Origin of the sequence: Agrobacterium vitis (assembly GCF_013337045.2) — a bacterium.
Taxonomy (GTDB): domain Bacteria; phylum Pseudomonadota; class Alphaproteobacteria; order Rhizobiales; family Rhizobiaceae; genus Allorhizobium; species Allorhizobium vitis_B.
The window spans coordinates 32,817-54,090 of record NZ_CP118261.1; the positions used below are offsets into that span (position 1 = coordinate 32,817).

Annotated in this window: 16 protein-coding genes and 4 pseudogenes; 18 read left to right on the forward strand and 2 right to left on the reverse strand. The window is 60.4% G+C overall.

Annotation, left to right across the window (positions count from 1 at the left end; genetic code table 11):
- Positions 1-75: 75 nt before the first annotated feature.
- The 4 genes from G6L01_RS23075 (at position 76) to tnpC (ending at position 3,887) form a co-directional block, all read left to right on the forward strand.
- Complete coding sequence (locus G6L01_RS23075) at positions 76-699, forward strand: ABC transporter permease (RefSeq protein ID WP_234892428.1); 624 nt, start codon at positions 76-78, stop codon at positions 697-699.
- A gap of 700 nt (positions 700-1,399) precedes the next feature.
- Positions 1,400-1,828, forward strand: coding sequence for an IS66-like element accessory protein TnpA (gene tnpA / locus G6L01_RS23080; protein WP_071205534.1), 429 nt, complete (start codon positions 1,400-1,402; stop codon positions 1,826-1,828).
- Positions 1,825-2,175 (forward strand): IS66 family insertion sequence element accessory protein TnpB, encoded by a 351-nt coding sequence (gene tnpB / locus G6L01_RS23085; RefSeq protein ID WP_071205532.1) that lies wholly within the window; start codon positions 1,825-1,827, stop codon positions 2,173-2,175. The genes tnpA and tnpB overlap by 4 nt, the downstream gene beginning before the upstream one ends.
- Positions 2,176-2,222: 47 nt before the next feature.
- Positions 2,223-3,887 carry an IS66 family transposase gene (gene tnpC, locus G6L01_RS23090; protein ID WP_071205530.1) on the forward strand — a complete coding sequence of 555 codons (1,665 nt, stop codon included), beginning with the start codon at positions 2,223-2,225 and terminating at the stop codon, positions 3,885-3,887.
- Here tnpC and G6L01_RS23095 read toward each other — a convergent pair.
- Entirely contained in the window at positions 3,868-4,101 is a 234-nt protein-coding gene (locus tag G6L01_RS23095; protein WP_071205529.1) for a DUF6429 family protein, read from the reverse strand. The two genes, tnpC and G6L01_RS23095, sit on opposite strands and share 20 nt — an antisense overlap.
- A 720-nt stretch (positions 4,102-4,821) precedes the next feature.
- Between G6L01_RS23095 and G6L01_RS23100 the strand changes: the two genes are divergently transcribed.
- The 6 genes and pseudogenes from G6L01_RS23100 to G6L01_RS23125 all read left to right on the forward strand — a co-directional run.
- Complete coding sequence (locus tag G6L01_RS23100) at positions 4,822-6,486, forward strand: carboxylesterase/lipase family protein (protein ID WP_081356563.1); 1,665 nt, start codon at positions 4,822-4,824, stop codon at positions 6,484-6,486.
- Between the two features lie 157 nt (positions 6,487-6,643).
- Positions 6,644-8,053, forward strand: a complete 1,410-nt coding sequence (locus G6L01_RS23105) for a neutral/alkaline non-lysosomal ceramidase N-terminal domain-containing protein (protein WP_071207469.1) — start codon at positions 6,644-6,646, stop codon at positions 8,051-8,053.
- Between the two features lie 91 nt (positions 8,054-8,144).
- Positions 8,145-9,665 (forward strand): annotated as a pseudogene (locus G6L01_RS23110) (carboxylesterase/lipase family protein).
- A gap of 372 nt (positions 9,666-10,037) precedes the next feature.
- A pseudogene (locus G6L01_RS23115) lies at positions 10,038-10,559 on the forward strand (DUF1403 family protein); the annotation flags it as partial.
- Positions 10,560-10,561: 2 nt separating this feature from the next.
- Positions 10,562-11,261, forward strand: a pseudogene (gene scpB / locus G6L01_RS23120) (SMC-Scp complex subunit ScpB).
- A 78-nt stretch (positions 11,262-11,339) separates the two neighbouring features.
- Positions 11,340-11,639, forward strand: a pseudogene (locus G6L01_RS23125) (VOC family protein); the annotation flags it as partial.
- A 94-nt stretch (positions 11,640-11,733) separates the two neighbouring features.
- On the opposite strand, the gene G6L01_RS23130 reads toward G6L01_RS23125, so the two are convergent.
- On the reverse strand, positions 11,734-12,684 hold the full coding sequence (locus G6L01_RS23130) for a LysR family transcriptional regulator (protein WP_071205809.1): 951 nt from the start codon (positions 12,682-12,684) through the stop codon (positions 11,734-11,736).
- Between the two features lie 97 nt (positions 12,685-12,781).
- On the opposite strand from G6L01_RS23130, the gene G6L01_RS23135 reads away from it, so the two are divergent.
- The 8 genes from G6L01_RS23135 to G6L01_RS23170 are packed head-to-tail and all read left to right on the forward strand — an operon-like array spanning position 12,782 to position 21,268.
- On the forward strand, positions 12,782-13,660 hold the full coding sequence (locus G6L01_RS23135) for a dioxygenase family protein (RefSeq protein WP_071205811.1): 879 nt from the start codon (positions 12,782-12,784) through the stop codon (positions 13,658-13,660).
- On the forward strand, positions 13,657-14,718 hold the full coding sequence (locus G6L01_RS23140; protein WP_071205813.1) for a maleylacetate reductase: 1,062 nt from the start codon (positions 13,657-13,659) through the stop codon (positions 14,716-14,718). Before G6L01_RS23135 ends, G6L01_RS23140 begins: the two co-directional genes overlap by 4 nt.
- A 57-nt stretch (positions 14,719-14,775) precedes the next feature.
- Positions 14,776-16,056, forward strand: a complete 1,281-nt coding sequence (locus G6L01_RS23145; RefSeq protein ID WP_071205919.1) for an ABC transporter substrate-binding protein — start codon at positions 14,776-14,778, stop codon at positions 16,054-16,056.
- Between the two features lie 50 nt (positions 16,057-16,106).
- Positions 16,107-16,826, forward strand: a complete 720-nt coding sequence (locus G6L01_RS23150; protein ID WP_071207466.1) for an ABC transporter ATP-binding protein — start codon at positions 16,107-16,109, stop codon at positions 16,824-16,826.
- Positions 16,826-17,548: an ABC transporter ATP-binding protein gene (locus G6L01_RS23155; RefSeq protein WP_071207465.1), complete on the forward strand. Its 723-nt coding sequence runs from the start codon at positions 16,826-16,828 to the stop codon at positions 17,546-17,548. The genes G6L01_RS23150 and G6L01_RS23155 overlap by 1 nt, the downstream gene beginning before the upstream one ends.
- On the forward strand, positions 17,535-18,398 hold the full coding sequence (locus G6L01_RS23160) for a branched-chain amino acid ABC transporter permease (RefSeq protein ID WP_071205819.1): 864 nt from the start codon (positions 17,535-17,537) through the stop codon (positions 18,396-18,398). The genes G6L01_RS23155 and G6L01_RS23160 overlap by 14 nt, the downstream gene beginning before the upstream one ends.
- A 4-nt stretch (positions 18,399-18,402) precedes the next feature.
- Complete coding sequence (locus G6L01_RS23165; protein WP_234892424.1) at positions 18,403-19,521, forward strand: branched-chain amino acid ABC transporter permease; 1,119 nt, start codon at positions 18,403-18,405, stop codon at positions 19,519-19,521.
- The gene (locus tag G6L01_RS23170; protein WP_071205821.1) at positions 19,514-21,268 is read left to right on the forward strand and encodes an FAD-dependent oxidoreductase; all 1,755 of its coding nucleotides are present in this window, start codon (positions 19,514-19,516) and stop codon (positions 21,266-21,268) included. Before G6L01_RS23165 ends, G6L01_RS23170 begins: the two co-directional genes overlap by 8 nt.
- Positions 21,269-21,274: the final 6 nt, after the last annotated feature.

Below are 21,274 nucleotides of genomic sequence, written 5' to 3' on the forward strand. Positions count from 1 at the left end.
TGGGAAATGTTTGGGCGACAGATCAATCCGTTGTTCGGATCATATCCATCGGCAATCGCTGAAAAGCTCGTGGAAATGACGCTCAACGGCCGTTTGCCGACGGCATTCTTTCAAAGCATGCAGGTCTTCTTCTTGGGGTTTGCGATTGCCACGCTTAGCGGCATAAGTCTCGGCCTAGTGCTTGGTCGGTCGCGTTCGCTTGAAGCTCTGTTTGGTTTCTATCTGACCGCCGGAAACTCGATGCCGATGATCGCAGTCGTGCCCCTGTTCATCCTGTGGTTCGGTCTCGGTTTCGGCGTGAAAGTCGCGATTATCGCCGCCCTTTCCTTTTTCCCTATCTGCATCAGCACCTGGGACGGCGTGCGATCGGTTCCCAAATCCCTGGTTGAGGTCGGAAGATCTTTTGTTGGCTCACGTTCGGCGATCCTCTTCAAGATTGTGCTACCGGCTTCGGTGCCATCGATCATGGCCGGCCTCCGGCTTGCCGTCGGCAAGGGTGTTATCGCACTCGTAATCGCGGAGTTCCTGACGTCATTGTCCGGACTTGGAGGGATCATCCTCAGCGCAGCAAACAACTTCGACACCGCCGAAATGCTGGCTCCCATCGTGGTTCTGCTGGCTTTCGCTGTCGCGTTGAATGCGGTAATGCTGAGGCTGGAGCGGTTCTTGGCACCGTGGCATCTCGAGGTGACGGGGTAAGAGGCTCGCCGGCCTCCTGCAACGCCGCCAGGCGCCGATCCGATCCGCGGCAGGGCCTTTTCGCCGCGCCAACTGGCCGGCGTCCTGATGAGGCATGAACAGCAGCTTTATTATGGTGGTCGGCAGAAGGCGTCCGAGCGCCACGCACCAGGCGATAGCTTCTCGAAATTCACGATCCGATCTGGGAGGAGCGTGGACGACTTTCCCGGCAGCGTTCCGTTCTTGAATGGGACAGGGGATCTTGCCTGTCGTGTTTTCGACGTTGTTCGAAATGTAGAAAGCTCTTGAACCGCTGGAGCGACAGGACTGGCTCAGTGGGCAACTCGCCGCGGCCCATCTGGGCGTTCGGGGAAAGATCGTTTCGCATCTACGGTCAAACACGCCTCACTAAGAACGCGTGAAAGACGCGGCCGAAGTGCACTTTCCCTTCTGCGTCGGTCCCTACCGACGCTTCCCTGCCGAACATTCGCTTCGGTCTTGCTCATTTTCTCGACAATCTTACGCGTGCGAGATGACAGGACCAAGCCTACAAATTCCGAGACGCTGAGCGGAAACATGGCGGGTTCCCTCAGTTCCTCAAAATTCCAAAACCGCGAATGGCAGCAAGCTGGTACGCCTCCGAAGAAGGCCGCATTGTGCTTGTGAGTGATGCCGTGGATGGTCTGTCTATATAGACGGCAATATAGACGGTGCTTTAACCATGGACATTATGGATGACCGCCCGGGTCTGGTCAGCCGGATGGAGATTGTCGAGAGGGGTCGACGTCGGCGATTCACGGATGAGGCGAAGCTGGCGATCGTGGCGGAAAGTTATAGCGGTCTGCGCCAGGTCACCGCAACGGCAGCGCGTCACGGGATCACGCGCTGGCAGTTGAACGGGTGGCGCAGGGCCGCGCGTGAAGGAAAGCTTTCCGGGACTTCAGCGGATGGCTTCGTACCGGCACTGATCGTACCGGAGCCCAGTGTCGCAACAGCCGAGCCCGCATCGACTACGCCCGTGCAGCCCCTCGCAACGAACTGCGGTCGCATGGAAGTCATGAGCGCGAACGGCAGGCGTATCATCGTAGATCGGGATGTCGACGTTGAGGCGTTGCTGCGGATCATGCGTGGTCTGGAGACGCTGAGATGAACCCATTTCCAATGGGATCAGGGGTCAAGGTGTGGCTGGCGACGGGCCATACCGACATGCGGTGCGGCTTTCCTTCGTTGGCGCTACGGGTACAGGAAGTCTTGAAGCATGAGCCATTGTCAGGCCACCTGTTCGTCTTCCGGGGTCGCAGATCGGATATTTTGAAGATCATTTGGCACGATGGATTGGGCGCTTGTCTGTTTACCCGACGGCTGGAGAAAGGTCGGTTCATTTGGCCGAATGTGGAGGGCGGCGCGGTTGCGATTTCGCCGGCGCAGCTATCTTATTTGCTTTCCGGGATAGACTGGCGCAACCCGCAAGAAACATGGCGCCCGACGCGGGTTTGAGTGCATTTTGCGATTGAATTTGCCGCCAGGTCTGATTCACTATCACCATGACGACGGCACCGTTCTCCCTTCCTTCGGACCTTGCCAGCGCCCAGGCGGCGCTGCTGGCTGAACGTGAAGCGCGGTTGCGCAGCGAGGCCGAGCGGGATGCCGCCGTCGCCGAAGCGGCGAATGCCCAAGCCAGGCTCTCCAGCACCGAAGCTTTGATCGCGTATCTGCAACTGCAGATCGGAAAACTGGAACGTGAACAATACGGCCCGCGCCGTGAGCGCACCCAGCGGCTTATCGACCAGCTTGAATTGCAACTCGAGGAACTGGTGGCTGCGGCGACCGAGGATGAACTGGCGGCTGAAGCTGCTGCGGCGAAAGCCCAGACCGTACGTGCCTTCACGCGCAAGCGACCGGTACGCAAGCCCTGGCCGGATAATATCGAGCGCGAACGCGTCGTCATAGATGCCCCCACGGTTTGCAACGGCTGTGGCAGCTCGCGGCTGTCGAAGCTTGGTGAGGACATTACCGAGACATTGGAGGAGATCCCCCGCCGCTTCAAGGTGATCGAAACGGTGCGAGAGAAGTTCACTTGCCGTGATTGCGAGGCGATCAGCCAGGCGCCGGCGCCGTTCTACACCACGCCGCGGGGCTTCCTCGGCCCCAACCTGCTGGCGGCGATCATGTTCGACAAGTTCGCCCAGCACCAGCCGCTGAACAGGCAGGGCCGACGCTTCAAATGCGAGGGGATCGATCTGTCGACCCAGACGCTGGCCGATCAGGTCGGCCATGTCAGCGCCGCCGTCAAGCCGCTCTTCGATTTGGTCGAAAGCCACGTGTTCGAGGCCGAGCGGCTTCACGGCGACGACACGACGATACCGATCCTGGCCAAAGGACAATGCACGACGGGCCGCATATGGACATATGTGCGCGACGACAAGCCCTTCGCAGGTCCCGCGCCGCCCGCGGCGGTCTTTTACGCCTCCAGCGACCGGCGCGGCGAACATCCGCAAAAACACCTGGCCGAATTCGAAGGCATTCTGCAGGCCGATTGCTATAACGGCTTCAATCCCTTGTTCGATTGGACGACGAAACAGGTGCCGGTGACGCCTGCCTTCTGCTTTGCCCATGCGCGCCGAAAGTTCTTCGAACTTGCCGATGTCTCTCGAAACGCCCGTCGGGGCAAAGGTGCAAAACCTATCTCGGCAACTGCGCTGGAGGCGGTGAAGCGGATCGACGCCCTTTTTGACATTGAGCGTGACATCAACGGATGGAGCGCCGATGAGCGGCTCGCCGTGCGTCAGGAAAAAAGCAAGCCGCTGCTCGTCGACATGGAAGAGTGGCTGCGCCGGGAACGAGAGAGCCTGTCGCGGTCCTCACCCGTGATCGAACCTATCAATTACATGCTGTCGCGCTGGGCCGACTTCGCCCGATACGTCGACGATGGCAGAATCTGCATGACGAATAACGCGGCGGAAAGAGCCTTGCGCGGAATTGCCCTGGGGCGCCGAAACTGGACATTCGCCGGTTCCGAACGCGGTGCGGACCGCGCGGCAGTCATGCTAACCCTGCTCACGACTGCGCGTCTGAACGAAATCGATCCCAAGGCCTGGCTCGCCGACGTGCTCGCACGTATCGCAGACACTCCCGTCTCCCGCCTGCATGAATTGCTGCCTTGGAAGTGGAAGGCGCAAAGATCCCCATCTACCCTGGCTGCCGCGTAAACAGCTGTCGGAATAGCTCCTCCGACTGCCGCAGGCCTTCATCCGTCAGAATGAGCGACTTCGACTTGTTGACCGGATCGCCGATCAAACCCTTCTTGTGGAGCCTATCTGTCGTTGCCCAGTCAAAGCCTTTCCAGGCGCAGCACTCGTCGTGGAGCGTTAGCCACAACAGCGCAAGAACCGCATCGTCGATCTTGTCCTCGTCGATATCCATTCATCGATCTTACCATGCGCGATGAGCAAAATCCCGCGGCCTTCCTCGGATGGATACGCAAGCTGGGCTGCGTAATCGGGACGGGAATAAACACGCCGTCTGCGATCGATCGAGAAAGACTATCACAGTGCTCGCGGCCGGTGAGCATTCGTCTCGTACATATTCCACGATGGCAAGGATGCCGCCCAGAGCAAGAGCGCGGCTCGCCGCACGACAGAAAGTGGGGTGATCGGACGAGCGCGCCGCTGTTGCGGCCACCACACCGAGCGCACCTCCATCAGCGACAGGCCGGTGCTCTGCCTTGCCGTCGCGAACGGAGACGCAAGAAGTAGCCGGCTGCATTATGCCCTGCTGGGCGCACCGGAGGCGAGTTGACGGGTGAAGATGGCCCGTACCGCGGCCGACATCGAGCATCGGCAATCCCGAACGCACAGGAGCTGCTTCAAGCCGCGCGGCACCCAGCGGAAAGCGCCAGCCGAATATTGCCGCGGACCTGTGCGTAGCGGTCACCGATCGTCTATGCGCTCTGATTTGACATTCACATTTGCTCTATCAGTTATGCCGTTTGCGAGCATTGACTTAAGTCGATTATGTTCGACTTTACCGAGGTCCTCCCAATAGGAGGCATCCCGCGGCTTTGGAGGAAGCTGCTGGGTTTACCAATTTAGCGCAAGACGATTTCTTACGCCCGAATGTCGTCACGGATTGGAGGAGTACCAGATGAATTACAAACGAACGCTTACATCTAAAGACCTTTATTTCGCCACTGGTAAAACGACGCGCTGCCTCGCATTGACCTCGGCCATCCTGCTCGCGAGTGTGGGAACTGACTTGGTGGCCTACGCGGCCTCGTACACGTCCGGGGCCGATGCCGCCGTTGTCGATACCAGGGCCGGTGAAGTTGTCGGAGCCGAACGCAACGGGGTCTACAGTTATCTCGGCGTGCAATATGCGACTGCCGAGCGTTTCATGCCGCCGAAACCGGTAACGTCATGGGAGGGCGTGCGGCCTGCAGTGGCGTTTGGAGAAACATGCCCGATCCCGGCGATGAAATCGGTCGCAGGTGATGAGCTGTTCAATCCGCACCGCTATTTGCCGACCAGCGAAAATTGCCTGTCCCTCAATCTCTGGACGCCAGGCCTGAAGGACGGAAAGAAGCGGCCCGTCATGGTCTGGCTGCATGGTGGCGGCTACACCAACGGTTCCTCGATCGAACAGGTCGCCTATGACGGCGAAAACCTGGCGCGCAAGGGCGACGTTGTGGTCATCACCCTCAATCATCGCCTGAACGCGCTCGGTTTCCTCGATCTTTCCGCCTACGGGCCTGAATACAAGGAATCCGGTAACGCCAGCATCGCCGACCTCGTCGCGGCACTGCAGTGGGTGAAGGACAATGCCGAGGCCTTCGGTGGCGATCCGGGCAATGTGACGATCTTCGGCCAGTCGGGCGGCGGCAGCAAGGTACGAACGCTTATGGGCCTGCCAGCGGCAAAAGGCCTGTTCAGCAAGGCGATCGTCCAGAGCGGTGCGACTACGACTCCAACGACCAACCAGAAATCCGCGCAACGCATCGCCCAACTGACCCTGAAGAACCTTGGCCTCGAGACCTCCCAGGTCGCACAGCTGAAGACTTTGCCGGTTGCGACACTGATCGAGGCCGGTACGAAGGCGCTGGAGGATGCGAAGAAGGAGGGTGATCCGAACCCGCGCTGGGCACCGGTCGTGGACGGCTCCTACCTTCCGCGCGATCCGGTCGGTGATGGATGGGTCGACCAGGCAAAGGACATTCCGCTGCTGATCGGTACCGTGCTGAACGAGCAGGAAACCGTCACCCGCTTCAACCCGGCCGTTCTTTTCGCCGACAACAAGAACAAGTGGACCGCCGAAAAGACCAGCGCCAAGCTGAAGGAACGCTTCGGCGACAAGGCTGATGCCGTCGGCAAGGCTTTCGTCGAAGCCTATCCCGACAAGAAACTGGCCGATGCCGCCTATGTCGATCTCACCGGTCGGCCCGGCACGCTGAAGAACATCCAGCTCAAGGCCAAGCAGGGTGGCGCGCCTGTCTATTCATACGTGTTCACGCGTGAATCGCCCGCCATGGGCGGTATCGGCGGTGCATGGCATTGCTCGGAAATTCCCTATGTCTTCGCCAATGCCGAACTTGTTTCGCAAGCGACAGGCGGCGGACCCGAGGCTGCCGCCTTGCAAGACAAGATGAGCCAGGCGTGGATCAATTTCGCAAAGTCCGGCAATCCGAACCATCCGGGCCTGCCCGAATGGCCGGCTTATGCCGCCGACAAGGGTGCGACGATGATCTTCGACAACAAGAGCGAAGTCCGGTTCAATCACGACCTGCCGCTGCTCAAGGCCGCCGGCGTGATGTAGCCCGCATCTCGGTCCCATTCCTGATGAGTGACAAACTTCCGGCGGTGCCGTCGCCGGAAGAGTGGCTAACCTTTACGCGATGTCACCGGATGTCCAGCCGGCGCGCCACAAGAACCGGCTCCTGCATTTCTTTTCATTTATTCCATCGGAGAAAAGCATGAAAAAGACAGTTATTAGCCTCGCAATCGCATCGAGCGTATCCGCCCTGGCGGCGGTCCCTGCCGCGGCGCAGAGTGCAACGGGCACGCTGCGTGCGGGGGCTGCGCGCATAGAGATTACACCGCCGGCGAACCCGACCTATCCGGCAATGAACGAATACGATCACGAGAAGCTTTATCTCCGGGCGATCGTCGTCGACAACGGCAAGACGAAGATGGCGCTCATCGGTGCTGATCTCGGCGGTATCAACGAGGAAGTCTGGGCCGAGGCCAGCAAACGCATCGGCGAAACGCTCGGCATTCCGCTTCAAAACGTTGTCCTGTCATCCACCCATACCCATAGCGATTGGCCGGCCAACGCGACCACGGCGCCCGGCCAGCCGCGCTATGGCAGCGATTTTGTATCGAATGTTGCGGTCGATGCGGTGAAGAAGGCCGTTTCCGCATTGCAGCCGGCAAAGGTCGGCTATTCCACGGGAGAAGCTTATCTCAACGTCAATCGCGACGCGATCAATCCGCAGACGCATCTGTGGACGCAGGCAGCGAATTTCAATGCCTATTCCGACAAGACCGTAAGTGTCCTTTCCGTCATCAAGCCGAGCGGCGAGCCGATCGCGACCTATGTCAACTACGCGATGCATCCTGTGAACGGCTACCTCTCGGGTTTTGTCAGCGGAGATTTCGCCGCCGCCACGAGCCGCTATATCGAGCGCAATTTCAGCGACGATGTCGTGGCGATATTCACCCAGGGGGCATCCGGTGATCAAAATCCGCGCTGGCTCAGAACCGGTACCAACACGCTCGCATCGAAAACGGGATTGCCGATCTCCGGCTACGAGATGAGCCGGGAAGATATTGAGGCGCCATTGCGCAACAAGCAGGTAGCGGACGGCCCGCTCGATCCGAAAAGGGCGCGTCAGCTTGCCGATTATATCCAGGCCCTCGGGGTTATACTCGGAGAAGAGGTCATCCGCGTCATGTCGCATACGGATGGATGGATGGCATCGCCGGAAATCTGGGCGGCGCAAGCGACGCTGACCTGCCCCGGCCGGACGCGGCTCGACAAAGTGCGCGAAGGAGCGGCTGGTCAGTACGAGGACGGCAAGGATGTCGATATCCGGCTAGGGGCCGTTGGCATCGGCGATATCGTGCTCTCGACCGTCAACGCCGAGATCTATAGCCGTATCGGCCAACGCACCAAGCAGATATCGCCCCTTTCGAAAACCATGTTGATCACCCTGGCGAACGGTCGCGCCAATTCCGGCTATATTCCGGACGACCAGTCGTTCGAACATCAGACGTTCCAGGTTCTGGGTTCGCGGCTGAAGCCGGGTTGTGCCGAAGAGGGTATCGCGAAGGGCATTGCCGGTCTGGTCAGCGACCATATCGAACGCAAGGGCACGAACTGACTTGCGCCAAAGGCTCCAGAAATAAACTGAGGACCTTAGATCAGGAGTAATACGAATGTTGTTTGCACATCGCCCCGCGATGATCGGCGTCATGCTGCTATCATTCATCGCACCCGCCGCGCATGCCATCACTCAACCGGTTTCCGCGCCTGTTGGCGAAGTCGTCGGACAGGAGCAGGGCGATCTGCTTGTCTATCAGGGTATACCCTATGCCCGACCGCCGGTCGGTGATTTGCGCTTCGCTCCGCCTCGGGAGGCGGAGCCGTTCAAGCAGCCCTTCGTCGCAGATGCCCCCGGCAACGAGTGCGTCCAGCACGCGGTGTTCTGGCGTCCGGACAAAGGGGCAAGCTGGACCGAGGATTGCTTGACCCTTACCATCTACCGGCCGTAGGGAGATGCGGGCAATCTACCCGTCATCGTGGGATATCATGGCGGTGGATCGCGCAATGGCGCCAAGACCGACTGGGACCCGAAGGAGATGGCAAGGCGCGGGAATATCGTTGTAACCGCGAACTACAGGCTGGGAGCTCTCGGTTATCTCGCGCTTGCGGAACTGAATGCGGAATCACAGGATGGCACGAGCAGCGGGAACTTCGGGGATCTCGACAAGATCGAGGCTCTCAAATGGGTCAAGAAGAACATCGCCGCTTTCGGAGGCAATCCGGAAAGGGTTGTGGTTGCAGGACAATCGGGTGGAGCCCGAGGTGTATGCTTCATCGTCGCGTCGCCGCAGGCGAAAGGCCTGTTTCATGGAGCGATCATAGAAAGTGGACGCGACTGCCCGAGCATGTCGAACGAAAAGGCCGTGGAAAGCGGGGAGAAATTCGCAGCCGCAATTGGTTGTGCGGACAAGGCAAGCCGGCTTGCCTGCCTTCGCAGCAAGAGCCCCGATGAAATCCTGGACGCTCAGGAAAAGTCCGCTCTGCCTCTCCCAACGGTTTCCGGCGGCTATGCCATGCCGAAACCGCCTCTGGAGGCATTCGAGACCGGAGAATTCAACCGGGTTCCGGTCATCGTGGGTAATACGCGAAACGAAGCGCGCATATTCGTCTATGAGGCCAACGATCTGAAGGATCAACCGGTCAGTCAGGCCCAGTATCGCGCCGAAGTCCGCAAAAACGAGGGCGACAGAGCGGAAAAAATCCTCGCCGCATATTCGGCGACCGAGAAGACCGCCCCCGGAGCCGCGCTGGCCGATTATAGCACCGACCGAGGCTCTACCTGCCCGACAACGAAGCTCGTCACGGCACTTGCCCGCTGGACCTCAACATATGCTTACGAGTTCAGGGACGAGACGGCGCCGTTGCGGTCCTATGCCTCCGTGCCGCGGTCCTTCGCCGTAGGAAGCGGCCATAGTTCGGAGCTTCCCTATCTGTGGGGAGAAAGCATGGTGCCTGCGGGCTTGACGACCCGGCAATTGAAACTCGCCGAGGTGATGCGTCGTTTTTTTTCGGCGCTCGCGGATCCCAAAGGAATGCCGTCTGAATGGCCTCGATTTACCGTGGAAAGACCCCAGCGTCTGGCGCTTCTGGAAGACGGCGTTACGAAGGTCATCAGCGAAGACGAGTATCGCGCCGCTCATCGTTGTGACCTGTGGCAGGCTGAAAAATAGTCAGCATCGTCCAGCCATATCCGCATGTTTACCAGATCCATCGTAAGGCAAAGCTGATTGTGGGAGTTCCGCGATTAATCGCGACACTTCGGGGCGCCCAGCGGGATCGCATCAGGGATCGCATCAAAGGTTTGTTCCGGGCGGGACGCGTAGCAAGATGGTCCTCGCCCCAATAACTGTCTGTCGCGCTGCTGTGTATGGCGCGTCCGGGTGTTTGCTGAAGCGATATGACGGAGCGGCTTAGAGGTACTGTTCGGTCAGGCAACGGTGCTACACAAGATCGAGATGGACTTTCTCGACGACATGCTGGCCGCCTTGCGGGGGAAGCAACCCCGGAATGGCTGATGATCGATAGCACTTTCGTGCGGGTTCGATTCTGCAAATCAGTCCGGGCGAGCAGCATCCTTCGCAGTGGCGGACCTGTTAACGGCGATCTTTGCCGTTCGCTCGGACGCCGAGGTGATGGCGGCGGGCCTCGCAGAGAGGGTGTTGGCGCACAAGTTGAAATGGCAAAAATCCGTGCCGCCGCTGCTGCCTGAGCGTTTTGGTCCGGCTTTCCGCACCATCGGCGGCAGAGGCCGCGTTCGGCCGGGCGAACCGGCTTACCCAAAAGCTATCTGCCTGGCGCTCGTCGATGGCGTGGACGTGGCACTTCGGTCCGCAGCAGAGATTGATCGCCGCGCGAGGCGGCTGCCGGGCGGTGGTGCCGAAGTCCGAACCAAAGGCGCCGAGCCGGTGATCCACAAGCTGCTGACCGAAGATGCAGTGCCGGCCTCTGCGCCGGGCAGTGATCTGTCACGCTGGGCCGCGAACCGGCTGTCCGAGCGCCTGGAGAGCTTCGAGGCGGTGCGCGAGCTGTCCGGCCGGTCCTCCTTCCGGATATTCGGGTTGTGACTATGGCGGGAGCGAGCGCTGCCAAAATCAGGCGGGGACAGACGAAAAGACGACAGCAAGAACTCTTGTACGATCGCGAGCTTGAAGACCTGCATCCGGAGATGCGCTGGCAGGAATGGATGATGCGGGTCGAGGCGGTGATCTTTGCCTCCGCCGACCCGTCACTCGCGAGACGCTGGCGCGGGTGGTGGGAAAAGACTGCAGCATCGATCTGCTGATCGACGACCTCATTGAGGAACTGTGCGCCCGACCCTACGAACTGGTGTCGGTGGCCGGTGGCTGGCAGCACCGAACCCCGGCCGCGGTTCGCCGAGACGATCCGCGCGTCTTCGGCGCCGACAAGGGGAGGGGCGGCGGCGCTCTCCGAGTTCGAGGCGATGGCGTTAATGGCGGTGGGATATTTCCAGCCGGTGACCCGCGGCGAGCTCTCGAAGATCTTTGGCAAGGAAGTGAGCCGTGACGTTATCGGCAATTTGCATCCTCGGGTTTCATCGGCTCGGGGCCGCGCAGCCCGACGCGAGGGCGTCGTACACCTATGTGACGACGCCGCACTTTCTCTCGGCCTTCGGCGTGGAGACATTGCGGGACCTGCCGAACTTGGAGGCGCTTGAGGATGCGGGCCTGCTGGGCAGGCATTTTCTGCAAAATGCGGCAGAGACGTCTAAGGATGAGGGCGAAGAGGAGGCAACATCCGATCGGTAAACGGGAGAGCCTGGCGTCACCAAATCGCCTTGGCTTTTAACTTCATTCGAAACAGATGCAATGAGTGGTAATAGTTCTATGCGGTTTGTGAATCCAATCCCTTTCGTTCGCGATATCAGCAGATCGCGGGAATTTTATGAGAAGAAGCTCTACTTGAGAGTGCTGGAGGATGCGGGAGGCTTCGTCCTGTTCGAGTCAGGCTTTGCCATTCACGAGGGAGTGGCACTCGCGAGAACCGTTTGGGGCGATGTGGCCGAAACGGAAGAATCCTATGACCGGCGAAACCTGCTGCTATCTCTTGAGCATGAGGATATCCACGCGGCATTTGAAAGCATCGGACCGTATGTCGAATTGATCCATCCGGTTGAACGCTCAGCCGCCCAATCCTCGCACCGGTGACATCTTGCGCTAAGTGGACGGCCGATCCGATGGTGACGCATCACCTCACCCTACCATGCGCAGCGGAGGTCGGTTAGACGCCCCAAATCACCGCCTCTTCGTGACGCTTGATTAATTGCCGCAAGTTCTGAAAACCGGAGCGGATGAAGGTGCTGAATTCGTCAATGGCCGCAGAATGCGTGGCGTCTATGCGCTTCAGGATCGCCAAGGCTCGTTCCGGATGAGGAATGCTGATCGGAAGAGCCGTGATCGTCTTCTCCTTGCGTTGGGCAAAAACGACGCTGTGGGGCATGACTGTCAGCGCATCCGCGGTTTTCATGTAGTTGATCACTCCCATTAGCGAGCCGCCGGAATAGCGTATCTTGATCTCGGTTGCACCGAAGGAAAGAAGCAACGCGCGCAGATCCGTCAGCAAGGGGCTGCCCGGCGGCGGAGCGACCCAGGGGTAGTCGAGCAGTTGGCTCGGCTGCGGTCGGCGCTTTAGGAGGAGGGGGTGCGTTACCCGACAGGCGACGACGTTGCGGCCCGGCAGGATCTCTTGGAATTCTAACCCGGAACCCTCTTCGAGGATATCGATGGGGCAGATCGCGAGGTCGATCTGGTCAGCCTTCAGCGCAGCCCGCAGGTCGGGAAAATATCCATAGCTCTGCTCGATGCGCACGTCCGGGCGGCTCGCCTGAAATTCCGCGCAAAGGCCGGCGATGAGCGCATCCATGAAGAAGGGCGTGCCGCCGAGCCGAACGACACCGCTCTTGCCCAAGCGAAAGCTTTCCAGAAGGTCGGAAGCCTTTCGGGAGGCCGCGAGCATGACGAAACCGTGCTCGGCGAGCGCTAAGCCTAAGGAGGTTGGTTGCAGTGGTCTGCGACCCTTGATGAACAACGGCTCGCCGACGCGCTTTTCCAAGCTGGAAAGGGTGCGCGAGACGGCGGGTTGAGCCAGCCCCAGCAGGGCCGCGCCCTCCGTCACGCCGCCCGTCTTGACGACGGCAGCGAGCTGGATCAGGTGGCGTTCATCTATTTTCATAACAATCGGTTATATCTAACCTGAAAAAAATCATCAATCCGTCCGTCCCCAGCTGTTATTATGATTCCACCGGCACAGCGGACTTGGGAGGAGAAGCATGGCGGAGCAGGCCAAGGCGCTCATATTCAGCGAAGCGACATCTTCGGAAGCATTTGCTGAGCGCTTTTCTTCGGGCAAGGATCGGAAATTTGCGGCGCTGATCGTCGCAGCCGTCACCCATGTACATGATCTTATCAAACAACACCGTCCGACCCAGGAGGAGTGGCGCAAGCTGCTCGCCTTTCTGACCGAGGTCGGCCATGCATCCGACGAAAAGCGACAGGAGTGGGTACTGCTGTCCGATCTCATCGGCGCTTCCGCGCTGGTCGAAGAGATCAACTCACGACGGCCCAAAGGGGCAACCCCCAATACCATTCGTGGCCCTTTCTTTCGGGCAGATGCTCCGGAGCGTGTCAATGGCACCTCCATTTCACTGGACGGCATCGGCGAAGCGTTGAGCGTGCGCGGACAGGTGGTCGATCTCGACGGAAAACCCGTCACCGGCGCGGCGGTCTTGACCTGGCAGGCCAATGCGGAAGGTTTCTACGAGAATCAGCAGCCGGACCGGCAACCCGAACATAATCTGCGCGGTCTCTTTCGGACCGACGTTGATGGACGGTTCCACTACCGCTCGGTGATGCCGTCAGGCTATGGCGTGCCGAACGACGGCCCGGTCGGGCGATTGCTTGCCGAGGCCGGCTATCCGTTGCACCGGCCGGCGCATCTCCATTTTGTTGTTCGGGCACCGGGCTTTGAAACCATCACCACGCATATCTATGACGCCGGCGATCCGCTTCTCTCGGAAGACGCTCTGTTTGGTGTCCGGCCGGAACTCGTCAAATGTTTCGAGGTCAAGGACAACGAGGGGCGGCGCATGAAAACCGTCGATCTCACGTTCGTCATGGTTCGGGCCAAGCCGGGGAGGGCCGCCAGATGATCCGCAGATTTTCCTATGCCGGCAGTCCGGCGCAGATCGTCTTTGGTGCGGGCAGCAGGAACTCGGTAGCCGAGTGGATCGGCAAGGCCGGATGCAGGCGTGCTCTGGTCCTTTCGACACCGCACCAGCGGGCCGATGCAGAAGCGTTGGCTGTAGAAATCGGTCCGCTCGCCTGCGGCGTCTTTGCCGGGGCCGTCATGCATACGCCGGTCGATGTGACCGAGACCGCGATGAAGGTGGCAGCCGACATGCGTGCGGACTGCGTCGTGTCGCTCGGCGGGGGATCGACGATCGGGCTCGGAAAGGCGATCGCCTATCGCACGGATCTTCCGCAGATCGTCGTGCCCACAACCTATGCCGGATCGGAGGTAACCCCTATTCTCGGTCAGACCGAGGCCGGCCGGAAGACGACGGTGCGCGATGCGAAAATCCTCCCGGAGATCGTGATCTACGATCCGACAATGACCTATGGCCTGCCCGTGTCTCTGAGCGTGACCAGCGGTCTGAATGCCATGGCCCATGCCATCGAGGCGCTTTATGCGCGTGACCGTAACCCGATTTCGTCGCTGATGGCATTGGAAGGTCTTTCAGCCTTCAAGCGAAGCCTGCCGGTCATCGCCGAAAGCCCGGAAGACGCGGATGCACGCGGTGACGCGCTTTATGGCGCTTGGCTCTGCGGTTCGGTGCTCGGTACCGTCGGCATGGCGTTGCACCACAAGATCTGCCACACGCTTGGCGGTTCGTTCGATCTGCCGCATGCCGAAACGCATGCTGTGATGCTGCCGCATACTGCGGCCTTCAATGCTGCCGCTGCAGCACCGGAGCTTGCGGCTGCAGCCGCGATCTTCGGAGGCTCGCTCGGCGGCGGGCTCTGGGATTTCGCCAGGGCGATCGGTGCGCCGTTGTCGCTGAAGCAGTTCGGACTGCGCGAGGAGGACCTGGATCGTGCCGCCGGGATCGCGGTCGAGAACCCATATTGGAATCCGCGTCCCATCGATCGGGATTCGATCAGGCAACTCCTGCAGGACGTATGGCAGGGCCAGCGACCGGCAGGATGACATTTCATCGCGCGCCTTATGGCGCGCTCTTTGGGAGGAGAGACGATGACTGAAGGCATTTTTACAAGACGCAGATTTTTGAAGACGACGGCCGCCGGGGGCGCTGCACTTGCTGCATCCGGCCTGGCTGCACCAGCGATTGCCCAGAAGGCGGCGATCAAGCTCGGTTATGTCAGCCCGCGCACCGGTCCGATGGCGGCATTCGGCGAAGCGGACAAGTTCGTCATCGACGCCTTTCTCGCCACCACCAAGCGGATGGGCCTCAACTACGAGGTCGTGGTGAAAGATAGCCAGTCCAACCCCAACCGCGCCGCCGAAGTTGCCAAGGAGCTGATCGTCGATGACGAGATCAACCTGATGCTCGTATCGTCGACGCCGGAGACGACCAATCCGGTCTCGACAACCTGCGAAGCCGAGGAAATGCCCTGCATTTCCACGGTTGCGCCATGGCAGCCATGGTTCATTGGCCAGCAGGGCAATCCGGGCGATCCGGCATCGTGGAAACCGTTCGATTATGCCTACCACTTCTTCTGGGGACTGGAAGACATCATCGCCGTCTTTACCGGCATGTGGGGCCAGATCGAGACCAACAAGAAGGTCGGTGGCCTGTTCCCGAATGACGGCGACGGCAATGCCTGGGGCGACAAGGTCGTCGGTTTCCCGCCGGTTCTCGAAAAGCTCGGATACGGCCTCACCGATACCGGCCGCTACCAGAACCTGACAGATGATTTCTCTTCGCAGATCAACGCGTTCAAGAAGGCAGGCAGTGAGATCCTGACGGGCGTGATGATCCCACCGGATCTCACCACGTTCTGGAACCAGGCCAAGCAGCAGGGGCTGAAACCGAAGATAGCTTCGATCGGCAAGGCACTCCTCTTCCCGCAGACGGTCGAGGCACTCGGCAATGCCGGACACAATCTCTCGACGGAAGTGTGGTGGACGCCGAGCCACCCGTTCAAGTCCTCGCTGACCGGCGAAACCGCTGCCGCGGTGGCGGATGCGTTCACCAAGACGACCGGCCGTCCCTGGACGCAGCCTATCGGTTTTGCGCACGCCATGTTCGAGATCGCCGTCGATGTCATGAAACGAGCCGGCGATCCCGCCGATGGCGAGGCTGTAGCGAAGGCGATCGGTGCTACCAAGCTCGATACGCTGGTCGGGCCGATCGCCTGGGGCAACGAGAAACTTCCGCCTTTTGCCCGCAAGAATATCGCCAAGACACCTCTGGTCGGCGGCCAATGGCGCCTGAAGTCAGGTGGCGGCTACGACCTTGTGGTTGTCGAAAACGGCCTTGCGCCGAACGTCCCGCTCGGCGGCAAGCTCGAAGCGCTGGCGTGAGATAATGCCTCCCGGCCTTGCGGCCGGGAGGCTTCAGCAGAGGAAAGCCGATGCCCATACTGGAACTCAACGGTGTCTCGAAATCCTTCGGCGCGCTTGTCGTCGCGGAAAACATCGGCTTTGCGGTGGAGCAGGGCGAAGCGCTGGGCGTGATCGGGCCGAACGGCGCCGGCAAGTCGACCCTGTTCAACCTGATCAACGGCAACCTGCCGGTCGCAAGCGGCTCGATCAGCTTCGACGGACGCGACGTCACCCATATGCCGCCGATGCAGCGCTGTCTTGCGGGCATGGGGCGTACATTCCAGATTCCGCAGCCCTTTGAACGTTTGAGCGTATATGAAAACCTGCTTGTCGCGGGTGCCTTCGGCACTCAGACCGCCGAGCGCCATGTGGCGGATGCCTGTGCCGACATCCTGGTCGAGACGGGGCTTATCGGAAAGGCGAACATGCCAGCAGGATCGTTGACGCTTCTGGAGCGCAAGCGTCTCGAACTGGCAAGAGCGCTAGCTACCCAGCCGAAGCTTCTGCTGCTCGACGAGATCGCCGGCGGCCTGACGGAAGGTGAGTGCCATCAACTGGTCGCTACGATCAAGCGGGTCCATCAGCGTGGGATGACGATCATCTGGATCGAACATGTATTGCATGCGCTGACGGCGGTGGCGGAACGTATCCTGGTGCTCAATTTCGGTCGGGCCATCGGGATCGGAGCGCCGGACACGATCATGGCTTCGAACGAGGTGCGCGAGATCTATCTGGGGATGGAAGCCTGATGGCAAACCTCATTGAAATACATGGCCTGACGGCTTTCTACGGTGACTTCCAAGCGCTGTTTGGCATCGACATCCGCCTGGAGGCCGGCGAGACGATTGCCGTGATCGGTGCCAACGGTGCCGGAAAATCTACCTTGATGCGGTCGATCGCCGGCGTGATCGCCGGCCGCCCCGAGATGATCCTGCATCGCGGCGAACCCATTGGTCAGCTTGCCGCGCCAGACGTCCTGCGGCGGGGCATCGCTCTGGTCCCTGAAGGGCGAAAGCTCTTTCCGTCGCTGACCGTCGAAGAAAACCTGCTTATCGGCAGTTACGGCCGCAAGGGCAGGGGACCGTGGACGCTCGAAAGCATCTATGCGCTGTTTCCGATCCTGAAGGAGCGGCGGAAAAACCCGGCACCGGCCCTTTCCGGCGGCCAGCAGCAGATGGTGGCGATCGGGCGAGCCTTGATGTCCAACCCGGAAATCCTTCTCTGCGACGAACTCAGCCTCGGTCTTGCGCCTGTTGTCATCAAGGATATTTACGCCGCCTTTTCGAAAATCCGCGCAGCCGGTGCCGCGATCGTCGTCGTCGAACAGGACATCGCCCAGACTCTCAAGGTCGCCGACCGCCTCTATTGCATGATGGAAGGCCGGATCACCTTGACGGGCCGGCCGGCAGATCTGGATCGCAGTCGTATCCACGACGCCTATTTTGGAGCGAAACCGCATGAACTGCCTTGATACGCTCCTTCAGGGCGCACTGCTCGGCGGTCTTTATGCGCTTTTTGCGGCGGGCCTCAGTCTCGTTTTCGGCATCATGCGTCTCGTCAATCTCGCGCATGGCGACCTGATCGTGCTGGCCGCCTTCCTGATCCTGCTTCTGGTTTCCTCACTGGGGCTCAACCCATTCGTTGCAGCAGCGATTGCCGCGCCGCTGATGTTCGCCGTTGGCTGGTTGCTGCAGTATCAGCTGCTCAACCGGACGCTCGGCAAGGACATACTGCCGCCTCTGCTCGTGACGTTCGGCCTGTCGATCGTCATCCAGAACGGCCTGCTGGAGGGGTTCACGACGGACAGCCGGCGCATATCCGCCGGTGCGCTGGAAACCGCATCGATACAAGTTGCTGGCATCAATGCCGGCATGATGCCGCTGATCACTTTTGCCTCGGCTGTTCTGGTGATCGTCGCCCTCAACCAGCTCATCTACCGTACGGCGCTGGGGCAGGCATTCCGGGCGACGTCGGATGACGTGGTCACCGCGAGCCTGATGGGAATCCGGCCGAACGGCATCTTCGCCATGGCGACCGGTTTAGCGATGGTGATCGTAACGATCGCGGCGCTTTATCTCGGCATGCGGGCCAATTTCGATCCGACCGCCGGACCGGCTCGGCTGATCTATGCCTTCGAAGCCGTCATTATCGGTGGTCTCGGTTCGCTGTGGGGCACGCTTGCCGGCGGGGTCATTCTGGGGGTCGCGCAAACGGTCGGCTCGGCGATCAATCCGGAGTGGCAGATCCTGGCGGGGCATATCGCCTTTCTGCTTGTGCTCGTCTTCCGGCCGCGCGGCCTTTTCCCCAGGGCGGCGGATTGAGACCATGACGACGACGGATCTTAAAACGATGACGAGCGAGATCGAAACATCCTCTGGCTGGCGGGTCGAGACCCGCACCCGGCTGTCCGGTACATTCGCCATTCTCGGGCTGCTTGTCTTCGCTTTACTTGCGACGGCGCCCTTCCTGGCATCCCGCAGCGTCGTGCAGAACCTGTTTTTCATCCTGACCATGCTGACGCTGGCTCAGAACTGGAACCTGCTTGCCGGTTATGCAGGCCTCATCTCCGTAGGCCAGCAGCTTTTTGTCGGCTGCGGTGCCTATGCGCTTTTCGGCCTTGTCATTCTGGCGGGCGTCGATCCGATCCTGGCCGTTCCGCTTGCGGGCGTATTCGCCATGCTCGTCGCGCTGCCGACGGCCTTTTTCGTCTTCCGGCTCTACGGCCCCTATTTTGCGATCGGCACCTGGGTCGTGGCCGAGGTCGGGCGATTGCTGCTTGCGCAGTGGAAAGCGCTTGGAGGTGGGACCGGCACATCCCTGCCGCGAGACGCTATGCGGGATATGCTCGGCCTGTCCGTTTTGCAGGATTGGTTCGGCATGCGCGCCTCGGTCGCCGTGGATGCTCTCACCTATTGGCTTGCACTGGCGCTGGCTTTCGTGACGATCGTCTTTGTCTACAAGCTGCTGCGTAGCAAGCAGGGGCTTGGCCTGGCGGCTGTGCGGGACAACGAGACGGCGGCGCGCGCACTTGGTGTCGATGCGAGGCGGCTGAAGACCGTGGTCTATCTGCTGACGGCCTTCCTGACCGGGATTGCGGGCGCACTGGTCTACCTGCAGAAAGCACGGATTTCTCCCGATGCTGCATTCTCGCTGACGGATTGGACGGCCTATGTCGTTTTCATCGTGGTGATCGGCGGCATTGGCACCATCGAAGGGCCGATCATCGGACTGATCGTCTTCTTCCTGCTGCAGAACAGGTTTTCGAGTTATGGTTCCTGGTATCTGCTGGCGCTGGGGGCGCTTGCCATCCTGACCATGCTTTTCGCGCCCCGGGGTCTCTGGGGCCTGATATCCAGCCGTACCGGCTGGGAACTCTTTCCGGTTCGCCGCCTGCTGAGGGGCGGACCCATCCGACAGACTGAAAAGGGAGGGCCGCATGGCTGACATCACCACCGACGTTTTGATCATTGGCACGGGACCCGCGGGCTCGGCGACTGCCGCCCTGTTGGCGACCTACGGGCTGGAGCCGCTGGTGATCAACAGGTACCGCTGGCTGGCCAACACACCGCGGGCTCACATCACCAACCAACGCACGATGGAGGTGCTGCGCGACCTCGGCCGCGATGTCGAGGATGAGGCTTACCTCTTTGCGACCGAGCAGAATCTGATGGGGCAGAACGTGTTCTGCACCGCCGTGGCCGGCGAGGAGATCGGCCGCATGCAAAGCTGGGGCAACCATCCGCTCTCGCGGGCGGAACATATTCTCTCGTCCCCCGGCCGGATGAACGATCTCCCGCAGACCTACATGGAACCGCTGCTTTTCAAGACGGCATGTTCGCGCGGCGCCCAGTCCCGCATGTCAACCGAATATCTGCGTCACGAGCAGGATGCCGAAGGCGTCACCACCACCTGTCTCGACCGATTGACAGGCAAGGAACTGACGATCCGCTCGAAATTCCTGATCGGTGCCGACGGCAGCAATTCCAAGGTCGCCGAGCATGCGGGCCTGACTTTTGAAGGCAAGATGGGCGTTGCTGGCTCGATGAACATCCTGTTCGAGGCTGACCTTTCGCGTTACGTCGCCCACCGTCCATCAGTTCTCTACTGGGTGCTTCAGCCAGGCGCCGATGTCGGCGGCATCGGTATGGGGCTCGTGCGCATGGTGCGGCCGTGGAGTGAATGGCTCATCGTCTGGGGCTACGACATCAATCAGCCGGCGCCCGAGGTCGACAACGCTTTTGCCACCAAGGTCGTTCGCGAACTCGTGGGGGTTGAGGATCTAGAGCCGAAGATCAAATCGGTCTCGACCTGGACGGTCAACAACATGTACGCCACCACGATGTCGAACGGCCGTGTCTTCTGCATGGGTGATGCAGCCCACCGCCATCCACCGTCGAACGGGCTTGGCTCGAACACGTCGATCCAGGACGGTTTCAACCTGGCCTGGAAGCTCGCCATGGTGATCAAGGGGCAGGCCGGGATAGGGCTTCTGGACAGCTACCAGGCCGAGCGCGCACCTGTCGCCAAGCAGATTGTTGCCCGCGCTAACAAATCGATCGAGGAAACTGGGCCAATCTTCAGGGCGCTCGGCTTGCTCGATTCCGTCGATCCAGTGAAGATGCAGCAAAATATGGACGCGCGTTGCGACGACACAGCCGGTGCCGAGCATCAACGCAAGGCAATCCGGGAGGCGATCGCCCACAAGGTCTACGAGTTCGATGCCCACGGCGTCGAGATGAACCAGCGTTACAAGTCGAATGCCGTGGTGACTGACGGCCAGCCTGAACCGATCTTCGAGAAAGATCCGGAATTGCATTTTCAATCAACGACTTGGCCGGGAGCTCGGCTGCCGCATGTCTGGCTGTTCGGTGCAGACGGCGAAAAGGTCTCGAGCCTCGATTTGACGGGGAACGGGGTCCTCACACTGCTCACCGGTATCGGTGGCGACGGCTGGATCACGGCGGCCAAGACTCTGTCGAAAGAGCTTGGCATACCGATCGTCGTCCACAAGATCGGGCCACGGCAGAAGTGGCAGGACCTGACCGGCGACTGGGCGCGCGCCAACGAGATTAGCGATACCGGCGCGTTGCTTGTTCGTCCCGACCATCACGTTGCTTGGCGTTCGCATGCCGTGATCGTCGATCCGGAAGGCAACCTGCGCCGTGTCCTGAAGACCATCCTAGCTAGATGAGGCAAA

Bases quoted from the DNA above. Each gene is read 5' to 3' on its own strand.
- G6L01_RS23135 (WP_071205811.1), top strand. From the start codon at position 12,782: ATGGCGGAGCAGGCCAAGGCGCTCATATTCAGCGAAGCGACATCTTCG.
- G6L01_RS23130 (WP_071205809.1), bottom strand. From the start codon at position 12,684: ATGAAAATAGATGAACGCCACCTGATCCAGCTCGCTGCCGTCGTCAAG.
- G6L01_RS23170 (WP_071205821.1), top strand. From the start codon at position 19,514: ATGGCTGACATCACCACCGACGTTTTGATCATTGGCACGGGACCCGCG.
- G6L01_RS23075 (WP_234892428.1), top strand. From the start codon at position 76: ATGACGCTCAACGGCCGTTTGCCGACGGCATTCTTTCAAAGCATGCAG.
- G6L01_RS23105 (WP_071207469.1), top strand. From the start codon at position 6,644: ATGAAAAAGACAGTTATTAGCCTCGCAATCGCATCGAGCGTATCCGCC.
- G6L01_RS23140 (WP_071205813.1), top strand. From the start codon at position 13,657: ATGATCCGCAGATTTTCCTATGCCGGCAGTCCGGCGCAGATCGTCTTT.
- tnpB (WP_071205532.1), top strand. From the start codon at position 1,825: ATGAACCCATTTCCAATGGGATCAGGGGTCAAGGTGTGGCTGGCGACG.
- tnpA (WP_071205534.1), top strand. From the start codon at position 1,400: ATGGACATTATGGATGACCGCCCGGGTCTGGTCAGCCGGATGGAGATT.
- G6L01_RS23155 (WP_071207465.1), top strand. From the start codon at position 16,826: ATGGCAAACCTCATTGAAATACATGGCCTGACGGCTTTCTACGGTGAC.
- G6L01_RS23150 (WP_071207466.1), top strand. From the start codon at position 16,107: ATGCCCATACTGGAACTCAACGGTGTCTCGAAATCCTTCGGCGCGCTT.
- G6L01_RS23100 (WP_081356563.1), top strand. From the start codon at position 4,822: ATGAATTACAAACGAACGCTTACATCTAAAGACCTTTATTTCGCCACT.
- G6L01_RS23160 (WP_071205819.1), top strand. From the start codon at position 17,535: ATGAACTGCCTTGATACGCTCCTTCAGGGCGCACTGCTCGGCGGTCTT.
- tnpC (WP_071205530.1), top strand. From the start codon at position 2,223: ATGACGACGGCACCGTTCTCCCTTCCTTCGGACCTTGCCAGCGCCCAG.
- G6L01_RS23095 (WP_071205529.1), bottom strand. From the start codon at position 4,101: ATGGATATCGACGAGGACAAGATCGACGATGCGGTTCTTGCGCTGTTG.
- G6L01_RS23165 (WP_234892424.1), top strand. From the start codon at position 18,403: ATGACGACGACGGATCTTAAAACGATGACGAGCGAGATCGAAACATCC.